14 protein-coding genes are annotated in these 21,123 nt (G+C 30.8%); 13 read left to right on the forward strand and 1 reads right to left on the reverse strand.

Annotated elements, in window-relative coordinates; genetic code table 11:
• Nucleotides 1–334: 334 nt before the first annotated feature.
• The 11 genes from L0U77_RS07840 (at nucleotide 335) to L0U77_RS07890 (ending at nucleotide 16,834) form a co-directional block, all read left to right on the forward strand.
• A complete protein-coding gene (locus L0U77_RS07840; RefSeq protein ID WP_233900985.1) occupies nucleotides 335–3,544 on the forward strand; it encodes a SusC/RagA family TonB-linked outer membrane protein in 3,210 nt (1,069 codons plus the stop codon).
• 1 nt (nucleotide 3,545) lies between these two features.
• On the forward strand, nucleotides 3,546–5,015 hold the full coding sequence (locus L0U77_RS07845) for a SusD/RagB family nutrient-binding outer membrane lipoprotein (RefSeq protein ID WP_233900986.1): 1,470 nt from the start codon (nucleotides 3,546–3,548) through the stop codon (nucleotides 5,013–5,015).
• Between the two features lie 125 nt (nucleotides 5,016–5,140).
• A complete protein-coding gene (locus L0U77_RS07850; protein WP_233900987.1) occupies nucleotides 5,141–6,235 on the forward strand; it encodes a diphosphomevalonate decarboxylase in 1,095 nt (364 codons plus the stop codon).
• A gap of 11 nt (nucleotides 6,236–6,246) precedes the next feature.
• Nucleotides 6,247–6,570: a toxin-antitoxin system YwqK family antitoxin gene (locus L0U77_RS07855; protein ID WP_233900988.1), complete on the forward strand. Its 324-nt coding sequence runs from the start codon at nucleotides 6,247–6,249 to the stop codon at nucleotides 6,568–6,570.
• A 51-nt stretch (nucleotides 6,571–6,621) separates the two neighbouring features.
• Nucleotides 6,622–7,548, forward strand: coding sequence for a mevalonate kinase family protein (locus tag L0U77_RS07860; protein WP_193700119.1), 927 nt, complete (start codon nucleotides 6,622–6,624; stop codon nucleotides 7,546–7,548).
• A 33-nt stretch (nucleotides 7,549–7,581) separates the two neighbouring features.
• A complete protein-coding gene (locus tag L0U77_RS07865; RefSeq protein WP_101917654.1) occupies nucleotides 7,582–8,499 on the forward strand; it encodes a geranylgeranylglycerol-phosphate geranylgeranyltransferase in 918 nt (305 codons plus the stop codon).
• Nucleotides 8,500–8,539: 40 nt separating this feature from the next.
• Nucleotides 8,540–9,613 carry a pseudouridine synthase gene (locus L0U77_RS07870; protein ID WP_233900989.1) on the forward strand — a complete coding sequence of 358 codons (1,074 nt, stop codon included), beginning with the start codon at nucleotides 8,540–8,542 and terminating at the stop codon, nucleotides 9,611–9,613.
• A gap of 731 nt (nucleotides 9,614–10,344) precedes the next feature.
• Nucleotides 10,345–13,461: a SusC/RagA family TonB-linked outer membrane protein gene (locus L0U77_RS07875; protein ID WP_233900990.1), complete on the forward strand. Its 3,117-nt coding sequence runs from the start codon at nucleotides 10,345–10,347 to the stop codon at nucleotides 13,459–13,461.
• 9 nt (nucleotides 13,462–13,470) lie between these two features.
• A complete protein-coding gene (locus L0U77_RS07880; protein ID WP_233898581.1) occupies nucleotides 13,471–14,979 on the forward strand; it encodes a SusD/RagB family nutrient-binding outer membrane lipoprotein in 1,509 nt (502 codons plus the stop codon).
• A gap of 19 nt (nucleotides 14,980–14,998) precedes the next feature.
• On the forward strand, nucleotides 14,999–15,865 hold the full coding sequence (locus tag L0U77_RS07885; protein WP_193700120.1) for a hypothetical protein: 867 nt from the start codon (nucleotides 14,999–15,001) through the stop codon (nucleotides 15,863–15,865).
• Nucleotides 15,866–15,874: 9 nt separating this feature from the next.
• Nucleotides 15,875–16,834 (forward strand): hypothetical protein, encoded by a 960-nt coding sequence (locus tag L0U77_RS07890; RefSeq protein ID WP_233900991.1) that lies wholly within the window; start codon nucleotides 15,875–15,877, stop codon nucleotides 16,832–16,834.
• A gap of 152 nt (nucleotides 16,835–16,986) precedes the next feature.
• Here L0U77_RS07890 and lysS read toward each other — a convergent pair whose 3' ends face one another.
• A complete protein-coding gene (gene lysS / locus L0U77_RS07895) occupies nucleotides 16,987–18,684 on the reverse strand; it encodes a lysine--tRNA ligase (protein ID WP_233897840.1) in 1,698 nt (565 codons plus the stop codon).
• Between the two features lie 542 nt (nucleotides 18,685–19,226).
• Between lysS and L0U77_RS07900 the strand changes: the two genes are divergently transcribed.
• Nucleotides 19,227–19,598 (forward strand): BlaI/MecI/CopY family transcriptional regulator, encoded by a 372-nt coding sequence (locus tag L0U77_RS07900; protein WP_233884430.1) that lies wholly within the window; start codon nucleotides 19,227–19,229, stop codon nucleotides 19,596–19,598.
• Nucleotides 19,592–21,106: a M56 family metallopeptidase gene (locus L0U77_RS07905; RefSeq protein ID WP_233900992.1), complete on the forward strand. Its 1,515-nt coding sequence runs from the start codon at nucleotides 19,592–19,594 to the stop codon at nucleotides 21,104–21,106. Before L0U77_RS07900 ends, L0U77_RS07905 begins: the two co-directional genes overlap by 7 nt.
• The last annotated feature ends 17 nt before the right edge of the window (nucleotides 21,107–21,123 follow it).

Genomic DNA, 21,123 nt, shown 5'->3' on the forward strand with positions numbered 1-21,123 from the left:
AACATACTAAATCGCCTTACTACTAGCGTTATTTTAAAAACACTTTTTTATAGGATATATTGTTAATCAGCTGATAAATAATTACTATTTAATAATGAATTTTACAAGCTTTAAATTCTTTAGAAACATTAAATAAACATTTAGTTTAGTGTTTTTTAACATTGAAAGTAAGACAGTAATAAGTAATCAATAATAAATGACTTGATAAATTATATTTTAACTAAAAAAAACATTGAAATATAATTTTTTACCATAATAAGATACCTTATTACCATTAATTAGGGAATATGAATATTATTTAAGTTATTTGAGTAAATAATTTAAATTTTAAAACATGAGAGTAACATTATTATGGCTGCTTTTTCTTATCACGCAAGTTACATTTGCTCAAGAAAAAATGATATCTGGGGTAGTCTCAGATGAATCTGGAGGGCTTCCAGGTGTTAGTATTATTATTAAAGGAACCACAACCGGTGTAGAAACCGATTTTGATGGTAATTATGCAATTAAAGCAAAACAAAATGACATTCTTGTTTTTAGTTTTGTAGGAAAAGCTACCGTTCAAAAAACAGTAGGAGCTTCAAGTAAAATTAATGTTACATTAGCTGACGATCAAAACTTATTAAACGAAGTTGTTGTTACTGCCTTAGGTATTAAAAGAGAAAAGAAATCTTTAGGGTATGCAACGCAAGAAGTTAAAGGAGATGATTTATCTAAAGTAGCAACTTCTAACGTAGCAAATGCGATTTCTGGTAAAGTATCGGGTGTTGCTATTAGAAAATCAGGTAACATTGGTGGTTCAACGAATGTTGTAATTCGTGGTACTACTTCTATGACAGGAAATAACCAAGCGTTATGGGTAGTTGATGGTGTGCCAATGAATAATGATAACACAAATAGTACAGAACAAAAAACTGGTGGTTCTACTGGTGGTTATGATTATGGTAATGCTGCATCGGATATTAATCCTGATGATATTGCTTCTATGTCTGTATTAAAAGGAGCTGCTGCAACTGCATTATACGGTTCAAGAGCTGCAAATGGAGTTATTATCGTAACAACTAAAAAAGGTAGAGAAGCAAAAGGATTTGGTGTTACCGTAAATAGCGGTGTTACAGTAGGTTCAGTTGATAAAGAAACATTACCAGAATACCAAAAAGAATACGGTTCTGGTTGGGGAGGATTTAAAGCAAATCAAGATTTCGGTTCAGGAAGTCATCCTGTTTTACCTACAGATGATGCTGCTTGGGGACCAAAATATGACGCAAGTTTATTAGTATATGGATGGGAATCTTTTTACCCTGAATTAGCTACCTATGGAAAAGCAAGACCTTATGTTGCTTCAAAGAATGATGCAAATTCATTTTACCAAAAAAGTACTACTTTTACAAATTCGGTTTCTTTACAAGGAAGTACCGATAAAAGTTCTTTCCGTTTAGGATATACGAAGTATGACCAAAACGAAGGGATTATTCCAAATAGTAATTATAAAAAAGATAACTTTAGTCTTTCTGCTTCTCATAACTTATCTGAAGAAACAACAGTTAGCGCTAGTGCAAACTACATTAAAACAGATGCTTTAGGATTGAATGAAACTGGTTATGGTGCTGGTGGAAATAACCTTGCAAGTGCTGTTAGACAATGGTACACAAGTGATGTAGATTTTTCAACAATGAAAGATGCTTATTTCAAAACAAAACGTAACATGACTTGGAACGTATGGGGACCTATTGGAGCAGATAGAGTAACTGCTTTTCATGATAATCCTTATTTTCAACGTTATGAAAACTATAACAATTATAACAGAGACCGTTTCTTTGGAAACTTTAGTATAAATACTAAATTTAACTCTTGGTTAGGTGCTTCTGCAAGAGCAGGTATCGACACGTATAGTCAAGTTCAAGAAGAACGTATTGCTATTGGTTCTAAAAGAGCTGATAACTTAAAAGGACAATACTCTAGATACGATAAAACTTTTAGAGAGTTTAACATGGATTTAATCCTTAACTTTAATACTGATATTACAGAAAATATTAGCTTTACAGGTTTAGTTGGAGCAAATGCAAGACGTTCTAAAGATAGAAATATTTATTCAGTTACCAACGGAGGTTTGTTAGTTCCTAATGTATATTCTCTTAAAAACTCAATTGAAACACCTAATCCAGCATCGGAAAATTTAGCAACCATTGGTACTAACAGTGCGTATGCAAATGCTTCTTTCGGATTTAACAATACTTTTTACTTAGAAGGAACTTTTAGAGTTGATGAATCATCTACGTTACCTTCAGAAAATAATGTATATACCTATCCTTCTATTTCAGGAACTTATATCTTTAGTAAGCACCTTAAAGCTGACTGGTTTTCTTTTGGTAAATTACGTTTGAACTATGCTGAAACTGGTAACGATGCTAATTTTGCTGTAATTCAATCTACCTATACTAAGCAAACAAACTACAACGGAAAACCTCGTTTTACTATCGAAGGAACTAAAAAGAACCCAGATTTAAAAAGTGAAAGCACAAGTGCTTATGAAGCAGGTGTAGAGCTTAAATTTTTACAAAACAGAGTTGGTTTAGATGTTTCTGCGTATAGAACAGTAACCTCTGACCAAATTATGGATATTGCTGCAGCACCAACTACGGGTTACTACAGATATTATGTAAATGCTGGTGAAGTTGAAAACAAAGGTCTTGAAGTAGGACTTAGTTTAGTACCTGTAAAAACAGATGATTTTACATGGACAGCAAACATTAACTGGTCTAAAAATAAAAATAAAGTACGTAGTCTTATTGGTGATTTAAAACAATTTGAAACTGGTCGTTTCCAAGGAGTTAAATCGGTAGCTCAAATAGGGAAACCTTTAGGAACAATGGTTAGTACAGGTTTCAAATACAATGAGAAAGGACAGCGTATTGTAAAAGATAAAGGTTACTATGAGCAAGTAGAGGATGTAATTATTGGAGATGCTAATCCTGATTGGACAGCAGGTATTAATAACTCATTTAGCTATAAAAACTTTAATTTTGGTTTCTTAATTGATATCAGACAAGGAGGAGATGTTTTCTCTTTAGACCAGAAATTCGGAGCTCAAACAGGTATTTATGCTAATAGTGCAGGAAACAACGATTTAGGGAATCCTAAACGTGATGCTGCTATAAATGAAGGAACAGATGCTGAAAAGAGCAAAAGTGGAGGTGTTATTAATCCAGGTGTTTTAGCGGATGGTACTAAAAACACAAAAAGAGTTCCTGTAGGATACTCGTACGGAGCTAATAAGCCAGATGAGGCGTTTGTTTACGATGCTTCTTACGTAAAGTTACGTGAAGTTTCTTTAAGCTATAGTGTACCTTCTAAATTCTTAGAAAATTCATTTATTAAAGATGTTACATTATCGGCAAGTGCTAGTAACTTATGGATTATCAGTAAAGAATTACCGTATGCAGACCCAGAAGCAACTGCTTCATCAGGAAACTTACAAGGATTCCAAACAGGAGCGATGCCAAGTACGAAAGAATATAATTTTAATGTAAAATTTAACTTTTAAGATGAGAAAAATATATAAACAAGGGGTTTTAGCCTTAGCTATCTCTTCATTATTAGTAACGAGTTCTTGTGATAACTTAGAATCGTTAAATACCGATACCAAGGCTTATACAACGCCTATCCCTGAAGCTTTAATGACTTCAGCTCAAGTAAATTATAATTATTTTTTACACAATGCTGAGGTAAATAATAACAACTTCAGAAAATATGTGCAACAGTGGGGTGCTACAACCTATCAAGATGAAGATCAATATAATCAAGCTAAAAGAGATTTAGGAAGTAGCTATTATAGTTCTTTATATACGGCAACATTAGCAAAGCTATATGAAGCTAAAAAGTTTATTGAAGCACAAGATACTTTTTCAGCAGATGAGGCTAGTATTAAAAAGAATAAATTAGCCATTATTGAGATTCAAATTGTAAATGTGTACATGACATTGGTAGATATTTTTGGAAATGTACCTTACACAGAGGCACTTGATTTACAAAAATTCCCTACTCCTAAGTATGATGATGCAAAAACTATTTATTTAGATTTAGCAAAAAGAATTACAAATGCTATTAATTCTTTAAATACAAATCTTGATAGTTTTGGAGGTGCTGATTTAATTCATAGTGGTGATGTTGCTAAATGGAAAATGTATGGTAACAGTCTTAAATTAAAAATGGGACTTCACTTAGCCGATGTTGATGAAGCTAAAGCAAAAGAATTAGTGGAACAAGCGTATGCTTCTGGAGTTATTTCATCAAATGCTGATAATACGGTTATGAGATACTTAGATAAAGAGATTGAACAAAATTCTCTTTATGCTAGTTTAGTTTTAGAAAGCCAATTAGTACCTACGTCTTTTTTAGTAGATGATTTAAATGCTAAAGAAGATCCAAGAAGAGATTTCTTTTTTGACCCAACAAGTAAAATTGAAGGAGAGTATAAAGGAGCTATTTATGGAGAAGGAGCTGTAACTTATAATCAATATTCTACCCAAGGTACAGCTTTAAAGAAAAAAGATACGGAAGGTGTAATTTTTGATTATGCTGAAACTTCTTTTCTATTAGCAGATGCTGCTAATAGAGGTTTTTCAGTAGGAAATACTGCGGCTCATTATTATGAGCAAGGTATTAAAGCTAGTATGAATTACTGGGGTGTTGCTGAAGCAGATGTTACTACTTATTTAGCTAGAACTGATGTTGCTTTTGCAACAGCTACAGGTACTGCTAAAGAAAAAATAGCATACCAATTATGGATTGCTTACTATAACAGAGGTTTAGAGTCTTGGATAGAATACAGACGTTTAGATCACCCTGTGTTAATTGCTCCAGGAAAAGCAGTTGATGAAGCAGAAGGAAAAGTACCAGTTAGAGTTATTTACCCATCTTCAGCAAGAGTACGTAATGCTGTAAATTATGCAGATGCGGCTTCTAAAATTGGAGGAGATAAAATGACTACCAAAGTATTTTGGGATAAATACTAATAAAATATAATTATTTGAATTAATAGTATTTTATTTATTACTGAAAAAGGCTGTCTGAAAAGACAGCCTTTTTTTATTTTTTATTATTTATTACAAAACATATCTTTGTTTAAAACATTCAAAAATTGAACACAGCTTTATTCATTCCGAAATCAATAGACAAATCATTAAAAAAAGCCACTTATACTTGGCAAACACCGAGTAACATTGCTTTAGTAAAATACTGGGGAAAAAGTAATCCACAAATTCCTAAAAATGCTTCTATAAGCTTTACACTGAATAATTGCCATACAATAACAAGCATTCAATTTGAAAAAATAGCAGAAACATCAAAAAGTAATAAAGCAATTTTTGAATTATTTTTTGAAGGAAAAAAGAAAGAGGATTTTAAACCTAAAATTGCAAAATTCTTCGAAAGAATACAAGAATACTGTCCGTACATCTTAGACTATAAAATGATTATTTCTTCTGAAAATTCATTTCCTCATAGTAGTGGAATTGCATCATCAGCAAGTGGAATGTCAGCAATTGCCATGTGTTTATTGAGCTTAGAAAAAGATTTAAATCCTAGTTTAACTTCGGATTTTATCCATAAAAAAGCCTCTTTTTTAGCTCGTTTAGGTTCTGGAAGTGCCAGTAGAAGCATCGAAGGAAAATTAGTCGTTTGGGGAAAACATCCTCAAATTGAAGGAAGTTCTGATTTATTTGCCGTTAAATTTCCGTATAAAATACATCCGATTTTTGATAATTATTGTGATACTATTTTATTAGTCGATAAAGGCGAAAAACAAGTTTCATCCACAGTCGGACACAATTTAATGCACGAGCATCCGTATGCCGAACAACGTTTTATCCAAGCAAATGAAAACCTATCGAAATTAACTGATATTCTTCAAAATGGAAATATCAAAGAATTTATCAATTTGGTAGAAAGCGAAGCATTAACCTTGCACGCAATGATGCTTACTAGCAATCCGTATTTTATTTTGATGAAACCAAATACGCTAGAAGTCATCAATAAAATATGGGAATATAGAACTGAAAATAATAGTAATATCTGTTTTACTTTAGATGCTGGGGCAAATGTTCATGTATTGTATCCTGAAAACGAAAAGAAAGACGTGGAGCTTTTTATCAAAAATAATTTAGCAGAGTATTGTCAAAAAAATCAGTATATTACAGATGTTGTTGGGCTAGGGGCAAAACAAATAATAGCGTAATGTATCAAAATATGAAAACCTCAACAGTAATACTACTACTATTTATAGGATTTTTAAGTGTATCTGCAACGGCTCAAAAAATAACTTGGCTTGATAAAAATAAACAAGAAACATCTAAAAAAAATCATGAATATTATCGTATTCAAGAATTTGAAGGAACACTAAAAACATTCTACAAAACTGGCGAACTCTTTGAGCAAGGGAACTATAACAATCAGAAAAAAGAAGGCGTTTGGAAAACCTTTTATAAAAATGGAAAAATAAAAACCAAAGGAAAATACCGAAATAATGAAAAAGTAGGTGTTTGGAAAACTTTTTACAAAAATGTGTACTAGTTTGTAAACGAGCACTTTTACACGTACTTTTGTATCGTAATAAAAATAGCAATGAAAGGACCTTTATTTTACGCAAAAATATTACTCTTCGGAGAATATGGAATTATTAAAGACTCAAAAGGATTAGCAATTCCTTTTAATTCTTATAAAGGCGTATTAAAATCAGCCAATACTTTAACAGGAGAAGCTGAAAAATCAAACGCTAATTTAGCGAGATTTCAAGAATATTTAAGTACGCTAAATTCTGATATCGTTTCTTTTGATACAACATCTTTTAAAAATGATATTGATAAAGGAATGTATTTCGATTCGTCAATTCCGCAAGGCTATGGCGTTGGAAGTTCAGGTGCGTTAGTTGCCGCTATTTACGATAAATATGCCGCTGATAAAATTACCGTATTAGAAAACTTAACCCGTGATAAATTATTAGTACTAAAACAAGTTTTTTCTTTGATGGAATCTTTTTTCCATGGAAAAAGTTCTGGTTTAGACCCGTTAAACTCGTATTTAAGTTTACCGATTTTAATCAATTCGAAAGAACATATTGAAGCTGCCGGTATTCCTTCTCAAAAACAAGGAAAAGGTGCTGTTTTTCTATTAGATTCCGAGCAAGCAGGCGAAACCGAACCGATGGTAAATATCTTTATGAACAAGATGAAAAATGAAGGATTTCGAAAAATGTTAAGCGAAGAATTTTCATTACATACCGATGCTTGTATTGATGATTTTTTACAAGGAAATGTAAAATCGTTGTTTGGAAACGTTAAAAAATTATCAAAAGTTGTTTTAACCAATTTTAAACCGATGATTCCTACCGCTTTTCATAAAATTTGGAAAAAAGGAATTGAAACCAACGAATATTACTTAAAACTTTGCGGTTCTGGTGGCGGTGGTTATATTTTAGGATTTACCGAAGATTATGAAAAAGCAAAAACAAGTTTAAAAGACTATAAATTAGAATTAGTATATCGATTCTAAAATTAGAATTTAAACAAGATTATTTATGAATTTATGAGCCGTGTATCAGCAAAAATAATCGTAAAAAAACTATTCAGTCTTTTATCAGTTGTTAGAGGATACAATATTTTAGTACTAATAGCAGCTCAGTATTTGGCTGCTATTTTTATTTTCTCGAATCATAAATCTATAAAATCAGTACTTTTTGACTGGCATTTATTATACTTAGTAATCGCTACTATTTGCGTGGTTGCTGCAGGTTATATTATCAATAATTTTTATGATAAAGATGCCGATAAAATAAACCGTCCTATTAAAACAACCTTGGATTCCTATGTAAAACAAGAAACCAAATTATCGCTCTATTTTTTTTTAAATTTCACAGGTTTTGCCTTCGGATTATTGGTTTCTTGGCGAGCGGCTTTCTTTTTTTCAGTATATATTTTCGGAATTTGGTTATATTCTCATAAGCTTAAAAAACATCCTTTTATAGGATTAATTAGCGTTACTATTTTAACAATACTTCCTTTTTTTGTGCTTTTTGTACATTATAAAAATTTTTCAAAAGTAATTTTTGTACATGCAATTTTTTTATTTTTAATCATTCTTATTCGTGAATTAATTAAAAATTTAGAAAATATTAAAGGAGCAATTATCAATAATTATAACACGTTTCCTGTAAAATATGGCGAAAAAAATACCAAAAAATTAATCATCTTATTAATGGTCTTAACACTGATTCCAATTGGTGTTTTATTTAAGTATCCTGCTATTGAATACATGAAATATTATTTCTATTTAGCTGCGATTACCTTAGTTTTTATCGGTTTTTATACTTGGAGAGCAACCAAAACAAATCAATATCGTTTGTTGCACAATATCTTAAAAGTGCTGTTGTTAATCGGTGTATTTAGCTTGCTTTTTATTGATAAGTCTTTAATTTTAGATAAAGTAGTTACTGTTCTAGATTAAATAATTACCCTATATTTGCACCCTTATTTAAAAATAAATTATGAATTCAAAAAACTCGTCGAGAGGACGACAGGCTGACAAGAACAGCAATCCTCGTGAAAAAAAATCATCTGACAGAAATAGAACATCTTCTAGATCGGATAGAAGTTCTTCTGATAGAAATAGTGGTTCTTCAGAAAGAAACAGATCTTCTTCTGATAGATCTGACAGAAACAGAAGCTCATCTGATAGAAGTAGTAGTTATTCAGAAAGAAAATCATCATCTACCGATAGAACTTCTTCGGATAGACCTGTTAGAAAATCATCAGAAAAACCAAGATTTGCAACTAGTGCTTCGGATAATAAAAAACAGTTTAGAAGTGATGCTAGAAAACCAGCTGTTGAGCAAGTAAGCAAAGATGATACTGCAGGGATTCGCTTAAACAAGTACATTTCTAATTCAGGAATTTGTTCTCGTAGAGAAGCCGATACGTATATTGAACACGGAAGTGTTTTTGTAAACGGAAATTTAATGACACAAATGGGCTACAAGGTACAACCTACCGATGAAGTTCGTTTTGATGGTACTTTAATTTCAATCGAAAAGAAACGTTATATCTTATTAAACAAGCCTAAAAACTATATTACTACCATGGAAGATGAACGTGGTCGTAAAACAGTGATGGAACTTGTAGATAATGCTACCAAAGAACGTATTTATCCTGTTGGAAGACTAGATAGAAACACGACTGGTTTATTATTGTTTACAAACGATGGTGAGTTAGCTAAAAAATTAACACATCCAAAACATAATGTACGTAAATTATATCAAGCTTCTTTAGATAAGAAATTATCTATATCAGATTTAGATAAATTACGTGGTGATGTTGTTATTGAAGGAAAAAAAGTTTTTATTGATGCTGTTTCTTATGTAGAAGGTGAACGAAAAACCGAAGTAGGAATTGAAATTCACTCTGGAAGAAACAGAATTGTACGTAAAATATTTGAAAACTTCGGATACGCAGTTACAAAATTAGATCGTGTTATTTTTGCAGGAATGACTAAACGTAATTTACCTCGTGGTAGATGGCGTGAATTAACCGAGCAGGAAGTAAATACCTTAAAAATGTTATAAATATTCTTTTTAAAACATAATCTAAAATCTCATATAATAGCTATATGAGATTTTTTTTTACCTGAAATTGAAGTGATTAATAATTTAAAATACCTTAAAAATAGGCTGAAAAAAAGTATATTTTTTTATAAAAGAAGTGTAAATAGAGTTTATTTTATATTAAAATAGTATCATAAATGTTGATTTATTCTTAATTTTAAGTAAATTTTCTTTAATTTATGATTCAATAACCAATTATATACTGCTACTTATTTTTATTTTAATTCGTAATTTTTTTAATTTATTATTCTTCTAAAATATCAGTATTATGAAAGAATAATCAATGATAAAAAAAAAGTCTTTTTTATCAAATAAAACTAATATTATACTCTTAAATAATAAGATGATAATTTTTTTTAAGGATAGATCTGTAATTATATATTTTTATTTAACTTACTATTAATTAGGTTTTTGAGTGTTTTTAAAAGAGTCCTAATAAAAGTATATATACATTTTTTATAGCCTTTTTTTCTTTGTTGATAGAAAAAAATAAGCCTTTTTTTTAAGATATTTTTAGTGTTTTATTTGTTGTTTTTTTTGAAAGAATTAACAAAATTAATGTTGTTTTATTCGCAATAAAAAGAAACTGAATTTAAAATAATTTATCTTTTTTTAAGATTATTTTATGATTAAAGTTGTTTATGACATAAAAAAATAGCAATTTTGGCATAATTAATTCAAATAATTATATAATGAAAACAAAGTTTAATGGAATTTTAACGCTATTGTTAGCGTTGGTTGTGCAAATTTCCTTTGCCCAAGACAGAACAATTTCAGGTACTGTATCAGATGAGTCAGGACCATTGCCTGGAGTAACAGTATTGCGAAAAGGTACAGCGAAAGGTACGGAAACTGATTTTGATGGAAAATATACCATTGCTACTAAACAAGGTGAAGTACTTATATTCAGTTTTGTAGGAATGAAAACCGCTCAAAAAACAGTGGGAGCTTCAAATAGTATTAATCTTGTTATGCAAAATGACAATGTTTTAGACGAAATTGTGGTTACTGCCTTAGGTATTAAAAGAAAATCTGATGAAATTACAACTGCAAATCAAGTTGTAAAAGCATCTGAAATCACTAAAGCGGAAGTACCTACGGTTACTCAAGGTTTAGTTGGTAAAGTTTCTGGTTTACAAATTAACACGACAAGTCAAGGTGCAAAACCAACTTTTGATTTAAGATTACGTGGTAACAGATCTTTAACAGGAAACAACAGTGCTTTAATCGTAATTGATGGTGCTATTTCTTCTAGTGTTGTATTAAATGCTTTAGATCCTAAATCTATCGAAAGTGTAAACGTTATAAAAGGTGCAAATGGTGCTGCTTTATACGGTTCTGACGGAAGTAACGGGGTGTTAATCGTTACTACTAAAAAAGGAAATAATGACGGTAAATTTAGAGTAACAATTGGTACTTCAGTACAAGTTCAAGAATTAGCGTATTTACCAGAAAGACAAACTACTTACGGTCAAGGTTGGGGTACTGGAATTAACTTAGCTGAAAATGGTGGATGGGGTCCTGCTTTTGATGGTTCAATACAACCAGTTGGTGTAGCAGCTCCTGGATTTGAGCAAATGTATGCGCCATACGTTGGTGATGCTGATAATATCAAAAGTTTCTTTAAAAAAGGTTTCCAAAAGCAACATAACATCGGTCTTTCAACAGGTAGTTTAGAGCAAGGATATGTGAACTTTTCTGCAGGTTTATTAGATGTAACTTCTATTATTCCTAATGAAAAATATAAGCGTAGTTCTTTTAATTTCAAAGCTGGTAAAAAAGTAGGAAAAGTTACCGTAGATGGTGCTATTTCTTACATTGTTGATAGTGAAAAAGTAGCAAGTTCTGAAACTACTCGTGGAGATAACTCTGTGTATGGAGCTTTATTACAAACACCAACAAACGTAAATCTTGATCAATTTAAAGATTTTACAGGAAACGAAAGAAATACACGTCACTGGAACTCATATTATTTAAGTCCTTACTGGGTATTAGATAATGTAAGATCTACTACTAAAAGTGATATTGTAAACACAACAATAAACTTAGGATATGAAATTAATGACAACATTAATTTTACTGTTTTAGGAAATGCTATTTTCCGTCAAACAAATACAGAATACAAAAGAAATGCTTTTACAGAGCCAGTAGTACGAGTAGGAGATAGAACAGCTTCTTCACGTTATACAACTCGTAACAGAACGACAAGAGAAATTTATAGTAACTATAAATTTAATTTTGATTATGATTTAACAGAAGATATTACCTTTAAAGCAAACGTAGGGGGAGATATTAGAGAATTTAACCGTAAATATTTATATTCAGGGGTAAATAATTTAGCAATTGAATCATTATCAAATATTGCTTCTGGTGCTTCTGCTCCAACAGTTACTGATGCGAAATATAAGAGAAGAGCAATTGGTCTTTTTGGAAATTTTGATTTCGGTTTTAGAGATTATTTATTCTTAAACATGACTGCTAGAAATGACTGGACTTCTAAATTATCGAAAGATAACAATTCATTCTTTTATCCATCAGCAGGGGTATCTTTTGTACCAACAAAAGCATTTCCTAGTTTAAAAACGAATGTGTTAAATAAAATGAAATTATCATACTCTTTCGTAAAAGTTGGTAATGATGCTGCAGGGATTAACGCAATTAATGCTATTTATGAAAAGCCAGCTGCTTTTCCTTATGGAGATTTAACTTCATTTCGTCCTGATAGAACTATTACAGATCCTAACTTAACACCAGAATTTATAGCGTCTCATGAATTTGGATTAAATGTAGATTTATACAGAAGTCGTGTAACTTTAGATTTTAGTGCATTTACCTCTAAAAATACCGATCAAGTTGTGAAAGTAGCCTCTTCTAGAGCAAGTGGTGTAGAAGAAGCAGGAATCAATATTGGAGAAACATCTTCTCAAGGTTTTGAAGTAGATTTAGGATTCGTTCCTATTAAAACGGATGATTTACGTTGGGATCTTAGAGTTAGTTATGCAACAAATAAAACTGTAGTTGATAAAATTTCAGATTCTTTAGATGAGGTTGTAATTTCTAATGATACTGATGTTGATATTGTAGCTAAAAAAGGAGAAGAATTTCCTTTAATCAAAGGTATTGCGTATCAAAGAGATGATAAAGGAAGAGTTATTGTAGATGCAAGTACTGGAAACCCATTACAAACAGATGCAAAGGTAGTATTAGGAAAAGTTACTCCTGATTATGTTTTAGGATTAACGTCTGCATTAAACTACAAAGGATTTACGTTATCTACAACACTTGATTATAGAACAGGTCATAGTATTTATAGTAGTGTAAAGAAAGAATTAGTAAGAAATGGTTTAGCTGTTGAAACAGTTCAATCAGGACGTAAAGGATTTATACTTCCTAACTCTGTAATATCAGATGGTAAAGGAGGATATGTTCCTAATACAAACGTAATTACTGGAGGAACAACTTCAAATTCTATTACAAATTATTATACAGGAAACTTCGGTGATAGTGCTGAAAACTTTGTTCTAGATGCAACTGCTTTAAAAGTACGTGAAATTTCATTAACGTATGATATGCCAAAAGACTTCTTAAAGAATACAGGTGTTAATAGTTTACAGATAGGATTAAGTGCTAGAAACCCTTTTGTTTTATTATCAAATGATAACAGAGGATTTACGGATCCAGAATATAATTCTGCTGGTGGTGATACTTCTAAAGCTGGTGATAGTTTTAACAATGCAGGTGGAGCTTCAAGGTATGACTTATTACCTCCAACAAGGTATTATGGTCTTAGTGTTAACTTATCATTATAAAATTAAATTATGAAATTATTTAGAAATATATTATTAGGAACTGCCGTTGTAGCATTTGGCGCATGTTCTGATTACTTGGATGTAAATAAGGATTTAAACAATCCTACTGAAGTAACAAAAGGAATTCAATTACCTGCTGCTTTACTTGATTCTTATTCAGGAAAAGTTGTAGATGGTAACATTTACGGAAACGTTTTAATGAATAGTTGGTCTGGAAATATTCTTAATTTTACGGGTGCTTATGACCCTTGGACTAAATTAGATATTAAAACAGAAGATGTTTCTTTTTTATGGAATCGTATGTATTTAGGGATTGCTGAATTAGATAATATTATTCAAACAAGTACGCCTGGTACTGATGATTATTATAAGGCGATTGCGTTGATTAATAAATCTTTTTACATGCAAACAATTGTTGATTTATGGGGGAATGTTCCTTATTCTGAAGCTTTTAAAGGTGGTGAAAATTTAGCACCTGCTTATGATGATCAAAAAGAGATTTATCGTGGATTAGTGGCTAACATAAACCAAGCTGTAGCATTAATTAACAATGCTGATGCTACTATGGTATCGGAAGTTAAAGCTGAAGATGTTGTTTATCAGGGAGATATGACCAAGTGGCTTAAATTAGCAAATACGGTTAAATTACGTCTTTTAGTAAGACAGTCTGATTTAACAGATGCTGAAACGAAAGCGTATATCAATAAAGAAAAGGCTTCTTTAACTCAAAATGGTGGTTTAATCAGTGTAGGTGAAACGGTAACGATAAATCCAGCATTTGATAAAACAAATGAAGATAAAAATAGTCCGTTTTTCAATCGTTTTCATGATTCTGAAGGGAAAACAAATGGTTGGTATGCACAATCTGCTGCTGCTGAACATGCTATTAAATTCTTAAAAGGAGATTTAACAGGTGTTGCCGATCCTCGATTAAAAACACTTTATAAAAGTATTGGTGATGATAAATACGAAGGTATTAAGCAAGGAGCTTTAAAAGAAGAATCTCCTAAAAAAGTATCTAGTATTGGAGAGATCCCTTTTAAAGGAGGTGCTGAAGGTGATGGTATTTTAATTAGTTCTGCACAATCATTATTCTTACAATCAGAAGCTGTTTTAAAAGGGTTAATTCCTGGTGATGCAAAGGCATTATTTGAAAGTGGTATTAGAGAATCTTTAGCTTATCATGGTGTTAGTGCTGAAGATGCAAATGCGTATATGACTTCATCTAGTAGTGCTAATAAAATTGGTTGGAATGGTTCTGCAAATAAAGTAGAAGCAATTATGACTCAAAAATGGATTGCTTTAAATAGTATCAATGCTATTGAATCTTTTATTGAGTATAACCGTACAGGGTATCCTGTTACTCCGATGCCTTTAAGAGCAACGAATAGTAAAAAACCAAATCGTTTTCCTTATCCTGATTCAGAGTATTCTGGTAACACCGCTAACGCAACTGCTCAAGGAATATCTCAAAGCAATATTTTTACTGAAACGATATTCTGGGATACTACAAAATAATTTAAAAAATTAGAAAAAAATGAAAACATTTAAAATAACAATATTTTTTATAGTAGCGATACTTGCTTTTTCTGCATGTCAAGAAGATCAAGATTTTACTACTGTAGATAAAAATGGACCATCTATTGTTGGATTTCAAGAATCAAGCAAAACGATTTCTCATTTTGAAGATAAAGGGGCTGTTGTATCAAAAATTCCTGTGGCTTATTTAGGCGGAGGAGATGGTCAATTCTTAAAGAAAGATGTAGATTTAACAATTGCTGTTATTGCTGATAAATCATCAGCAAAAGAGGGAACAGAATTCTCTTTAGCAACAAAAAAAGTAACGCTTAAAGCAGGTGCTGAATTTGTTGAATTACCTTTAACAGTAAATACAGGTTCTTTAGATTTATCGAAACCTTCAAACGTTGTATTACAAATTAGCTCTAGCGACCCTCAAACAGTGGTAGCTGCTAAAAATGGACAAGTTTCAATAACTTTCGTTGGATGTAAAGCAAATGTTGAAGATTTTACTTATGATAATAAAATGGTAGGTGCTGAATATGACGGAACTCCAACATTGAGAGATTACCCAGCTGAACCGATTATTTTACATGATGGAACTCCTAACTTATACAGAACAGCGACAACTTTTAGATGGGGTGTCGGTAGTTTAACTCCTACTGCAAAGTATGATGGTTTTGTATTTGAAGTTATCTGTGGAGATGTATTTATCAAAAAACAAAGTTTGGGAGCTGTTTATTCTAACCAAGTAGAGTCTTTAGATGGTGATGAATCAACACCAGCAGGTAAAGTTGATGCGGATGGAAATATTACTATCGAATACAGAGTTATTGTTTCTGATGGAAAATTCCGTAAGGTAAAAAGTACATATACTAAAAACTAAATTAAAATAATGATGAAACATATTTTATATAAAACAGCTTCGCTTGTATTTCTTGGGTTAGCGATGGCATCATGTGAACCAGAATTCACAGAAACAGGAATGTTAACTACCGAGGATAAAAGACCTGTTGCTACTGCTTCTGTTTCTTCTTTACAGATAAAAGAAGGGAAATCAGGTAGTGTTAAATTTACACTTGATAAAGCAATTGGTGAACCTTCAATATTATTAGTTTCTGTTGTAGGCGCTGAAAATGATGAAGAAAACAATCAAGTTTTAAACGGTTTTACGTTTAACAGTATTGATAGCGAAGGAGAATCAACCGCTCTTGAAGCATCAAGTTCACTTGAGTTTGGTAGAGGTTTTGAATTAAAGATTCCTGCTTATACAACACAAGTAGAGCTTAGTATTGAAACATCAGTAGAAACAAATACAACAACGGATCAAAAGTTTGTTGTGCGTATTGAAGATCATACTTACAATTATGTAAAAACGAATAAAAATGGAAATCCTATTTTTATTCCGGTTATTATTAAAGATACTCCTTCTTTAGATTTAACTTTAGATTTCAATACTTCAGGACCTAATGGAACTGATTTATGTGAAGCAGGCGTTAAATTTGAGTTCTATTTAGTAGATGCTCAAGGTAACTATACTGATCCTGTAAAAGGAGACTGTACAAGTGAGATGAAGCTTAATATCAACACGATTAAAAGTGGTACGTATACAATTGAAGGTTATTTAAGTGATTATGGAGATTTCCCTAAAGCAGATACTGACCCTGTTGTTGATTTAACAATTCCATTTCATATTGCTACAGCAAATAAATCTAAATCAATAGATTTAACATTCAATACAGCAAATAATGCTTGGGATCAAATTATACTTCCTGGAATTGTAACTGTAAATAATGATGCTACCTTTACAATAAAAGATACTGATGGTAAGGTTTTATTTAGTAGTGCTAAATAATTATTTCAAAAGTATATTTTAAAATAAATTAAAAGTATTTTACAATTAAAAGGAGCTGTTTTATAACAGCTCCTTTTTTAGTTTAATAGAGATTTATATCATAAAAAAAGCAACCTGAAAGGGTTGCTTTTTTTATGATATGTAAGAAAAAATTATACTAATTCAACAAATAAACCTTCTTCAGTTTTTTCAACTTTTGCTAATTTATTTTTAGTTAATCCTTTAATTGTTTTATCCCATTTTTTGTTTGATAAAGAAGCTTGTATTTTTAAGTTATTTAATTCAATTTTTTCAGCTTTTTCGATGATTGCTAAAACAGTTTTTTCATCTTCGGTTAATTCAAGAGTAGGTGCTTTTTTCTCGGGTCTCATTTGCGGGAAAAATAACACTTCTTGAATAGATGGATTATTAGTTAAATACATAATTAACCTGTCCATCCCGATTCCTAAACCAGAAGTTGGAGGCATTCCGTATTCTAAAGCACGTAAAAAATCGTGGTCGATAAATTCAGTTGCTTCGTCATCGCCACGTTCGGCTAATTTTAACTGCGCTTCAAAACGTTCACGTTGGTCGATTGGGTCATTTAATTCAGAATATGCGTTGGCAATTTCTTTACCACAAACCATTAATTCAAAACGTTCTGTTAGTTCAGGATTATCTCTATGTTCTTTACATAAAGGCGACATTTCCTTTGGATAATCAGTAATAAAAGTAGGCTGAATGTAGTTTCCTTCACATTTTTCACCAAACATTTCATCAATTAATTTTCCTTTCCCCATGGTTGCATCTACTTCGATACCCATTTCTTTGGCAGCCTCAAAAAGTTCACTTTCTGATTTTCCATTAATATCAAAACCAGTAAAATGTTTGATAGAATCTGCCATGGTAACTCTTGCGTATGGCGCTTTAAAATCAATTTTATGTTCTCCAAAAGTTGTTTCACTTGTTCCATTTACGGCAATGGCACAATGTTCTAATAACTTTTCGGTAAAGTCCATCATCCAGTTGTAGTCTTTGTAGGCTACATAAATTTCCATGGCTGTAAATTCAGGATTATGTGTTCTATCCATTCCTTCATTTCTGAAGTTTTTAGAGAACTCATAAACACCATCAAAACCACCAACAATTAATCTTTTTAGATATAATTCATTGGCGATACGCATATATAAAGGTACGTCTAAAGCATTGTGATGCGTCATAAAAGGTCTTGCAGAAGCACCACCAGCAATAGGCTGTAAAATGGGTGTTTCTACTTCAAAGTAACCAGCATCATTAAAGAAGTTACGCATTGCGGTAAATAACTTTGTACGTTTTACGAATACTTCTTTTACGTGTGGATTTACTACTAAATCAGCATAACGCTGACGGTAACGCATTTCAGGATCTGTAAAACCGTCAAAAGTATTTCCTTGTGCATCGACTTTTGGCAATGGTAATGGTTTTAAGGATTTACTTAAAAGTTTAAAATCTTTTACCATTACGGTTTTTTCACCAACTTGTGTGGTAAATAACGTTCCTTCAATACCGATAAAATCACCGATATCTAATAATTTTTTATATACTTCGTTGTATAAGGTTTTATCTTCTCCCGTACATATTTCATCACGATTAAAATAGACTTGAATACGTCCTTCGCTATCTTGTAATTCGGCAAAAGAAGCTTTTCCTTGAATACGACGACTCATTAATCGACCAGCAATTATCACCTTTTTTCCTTCTTCAAATTCTTTTTTGATAACGTTCGAATTTGAATTTAAAGGGAATAAATCAGCAGGATAAGGATTGATACCTAATTCACGTAATTTTCCTAATTTTTCTCTACGTACAACTTCTTGTTCTGATAATTGCATTGATTTTTATATAATTTTTAATGAAGCTACAAATATACAATCAATTACAGCATTAAACAACGATTAACAAAATGGGCTTTTTTGTAAAATATCATAAAAAAATTATAAATTGATGATTGTTTTTGTGAAGCATAAAAAAAGAAGTATATTTGCAGGCTGATTTTTTTATAAATATCAGCGATTTAGTTGTGTTGTTAGGCACTTTAAATAGTGTCATGGTTTTGTTAACCAATGGAAAGCTTCCCTGAGATGGGTCGCTTTTTTTTTGTGCTAAATTTCAATTTTTGGAGCTATTTCCCGCTTTCCGCACTCGCTCTTTTTTTGAAGAAAAATCAAAAAAAGGAGCTCAAACAAATGCTTCAATCGGGGCTAGGCATTCAGTTTTTCAATTTTAATACGAATTAATTTCATATAAAATACGTTATTTAAACAGTGTAAAAAACTGATTGAAAGTAGTTTGCTATTTTTATTTTAAACTAAATAATTAGTTACAACTAATTATTTAGTTATATTTGTAGTAAACAAATAGATTATCTAAAAAAATGAGCAAACAATTAACAAAAGCAGAAGAGCAAATAATGCAGGTATTATGGCATTTAAAAACGGCCTCGGTAAAAGAAATAATTACTGAATTACCAAATCCAAAACCTGCTTATAATACGGTGTCAACGATTATCAGAATTTTAGAAACCAAAAAATTTGTAGGGCATCAGCAAAAGGGTAGAGGTTATGTATATTATCCGTTGGTAGAAAAAACGGCTTATAGTAATGATAGTTTGCATAAACTAATGAATGGTTATTTTGAAGGTTCTTTTAAAAGTATGGTGTCTTTTTTTATGAAAGAAAATAAAATGGATATCCAAGAATTGGAAAGCATTTTAAAAGAGGTTGATAAAAATAAAAAATCATGTTAAACTATAGTATTCAGGTAATTTTATTTCAAGTATTATTTGTAGCTGTTTATGATTTGTTTTTAAGTAAAGAAACATTTTTTACTAAAAACAGGTGGTATTTGTTAAGTACTTCAGTTATTTCATTTTTGTTGCCATTTTTTAAAATACCAACCCTACAAAAATCAGTAAGACAAGAGTATCGTGTTTTATTACCAGAAGTAGTTTTATCACCTCAAAGTGTGTTCGAAAAATCAGCAATTTATCAATCTATAAATTATGTAGAAGTGTTTTTTTCTATTGGATGTTTACTGTTTTTTGTAATTTTCATTATAAAGCTACAACGAATAATATATTTAATTTTTAAATATGGAAGCGAAAACAAACGAACCTACAAATTAGTTTTACTTCCCGAAAACTCAAAAGCATTCTCATTTTTTAACTATATATTTTTAGGTGCTGGAATTTCTGAAGAAAAACAAGAAAAAATAATTCAACACGAGTTGGTACATAGTACACAAAAACACACATTTGATTTATTATTCTTTGAAATTCTTAGAATAGTGATGTGGTTTAATCCGATGATTTACGTGTATCAAAACCGAATAACCTTAGTACACGAATATCTTTCAGATCAAGAGGTTAGTAAAAATATTTTAAAAGAAAATTATATAAATAATTTATTATCAGATGTGTTTCAAGTAGATAATATTTCCTTTATCAATCAATTTTATAAACATTCATTAATTAAAAAACGAGTTATTATGATGACAAAAGAAAAATCAAAAGAAGTAAAAAAAATGAAGTATTTGATATTAATTCCGATGTTAGTAAGCATGGTTTTATACACTTCCTGTAATGTTGAAAAAGATAATGAAAATCAGCAAATTATCAAAGATCAGGTAAGCGTTTATAAAATGATAGATGGTAAAATAACGGCTATTCCTTCTAGTGGTTATCAAAGTAAATATCTTGACATTTATCTAGGTGATAATAAACCTAATGCCAAAGAAGTTTTAGTATCAGAATTAACATCCGAAGAAAAAGAGGAATATCAAATTTTATTAAATAGCTTAGAAAATCGTTCTCTACCAATTAAAATGACAATTTTTGAAACTAGTAATAATAGAAAAATGATTTTTTATGAATCTAAATATAAAAGATTAAAAAAATTAGTAGATAATAATAATATTACTTTTTCAGATTTAGATAAAATACCAACATTTTCAGGTTGTGAAAAAAATGATAAAAAATGTTTTAATAACAGTATTTCTAAGTTTATACACAAAAATATTAACGCAAAACTAGCCAATACTTTAGGTTTATCAGCAGGTGAAAAGAGAGTTTATGTTCAGTTTAAAATTGATGAAAAAGGTAATATTATTGATATTAAAGCACGTGCCCCACACCAAAAATTACAGGAAGCAGTTATAGCGATAGTACAAAAATTACCCAAAATGATACCAGGAGAAGTAGCAGGAAAAGTGGTCGAAATAGGTTATGCTTTACCAATTCTTTTTAATGTTGAGTAAAAAAATACTTAAAAGCC

Source organism: Tenacibaculum piscium (genome assembly GCF_021390715.1).
In the GTDB taxonomy this organism is placed as follows: domain Bacteria; phylum Bacteroidota; class Bacteroidia; order Flavobacteriales; family Flavobacteriaceae; genus Polaribacter; species Polaribacter piscius.

Excerpts from the sequence above, each read along its gene's own strand:
- L0U77_RS07840 (WP_233900985.1), top strand. The coding sequence starts at position 335 with ATGAGAGTAACATTATTATGGCTGCTTTTTCTTATCACGCAAGTTACA.
- L0U77_RS07845 (WP_233900986.1), top strand. The coding sequence starts at position 3,546 with ATGAGAAAAATATATAAACAAGGGGTTTTAGCCTTAGCTATCTCTTCA.
- L0U77_RS07855 (WP_233900988.1), top strand. The coding sequence starts at position 6,247 with ATGAAAACCTCAACAGTAATACTACTACTATTTATAGGATTTTTAAGT.
- L0U77_RS07860 (WP_193700119.1), top strand. The coding sequence starts at position 6,622 with ATGAAAGGACCTTTATTTTACGCAAAAATATTACTCTTCGGAGAATAT.
- L0U77_RS07865 (WP_101917654.1), top strand. The coding sequence starts at position 7,582 with ATGAGCCGTGTATCAGCAAAAATAATCGTAAAAAAACTATTCAGTCTT.
- L0U77_RS07870 (WP_233900989.1), top strand. The coding sequence starts at position 8,540 with ATGAATTCAAAAAACTCGTCGAGAGGACGACAGGCTGACAAGAACAGC.
- L0U77_RS07875 (WP_233900990.1), top strand. The coding sequence starts at position 10,345 with ATGAAAACAAAGTTTAATGGAATTTTAACGCTATTGTTAGCGTTGGTT.
- L0U77_RS07880 (WP_233898581.1), top strand. The coding sequence starts at position 13,471 with ATGAAATTATTTAGAAATATATTATTAGGAACTGCCGTTGTAGCATTT.
- L0U77_RS07885 (WP_193700120.1), top strand. The coding sequence starts at position 14,999 with ATGAAAACATTTAAAATAACAATATTTTTTATAGTAGCGATACTTGCT.
- L0U77_RS07890 (WP_233900991.1), top strand. The coding sequence starts at position 15,875 with ATGATGAAACATATTTTATATAAAACAGCTTCGCTTGTATTTCTTGGG.
- lysS (WP_233897840.1), bottom strand. The coding sequence starts at position 18,684 with ATGCAATTATCAGAACAAGAAGTTGTACGTAGAGAAAAATTAGGAAAA.
- L0U77_RS07900 (WP_233884430.1), top strand. The coding sequence starts at position 19,227 with ATGAGCAAACAATTAACAAAAGCAGAAGAGCAAATAATGCAGGTATTA.
- L0U77_RS07905 (WP_233900992.1), top strand. The coding sequence starts at position 19,592 with ATGTTAAACTATAGTATTCAGGTAATTTTATTTCAAGTATTATTTGTA.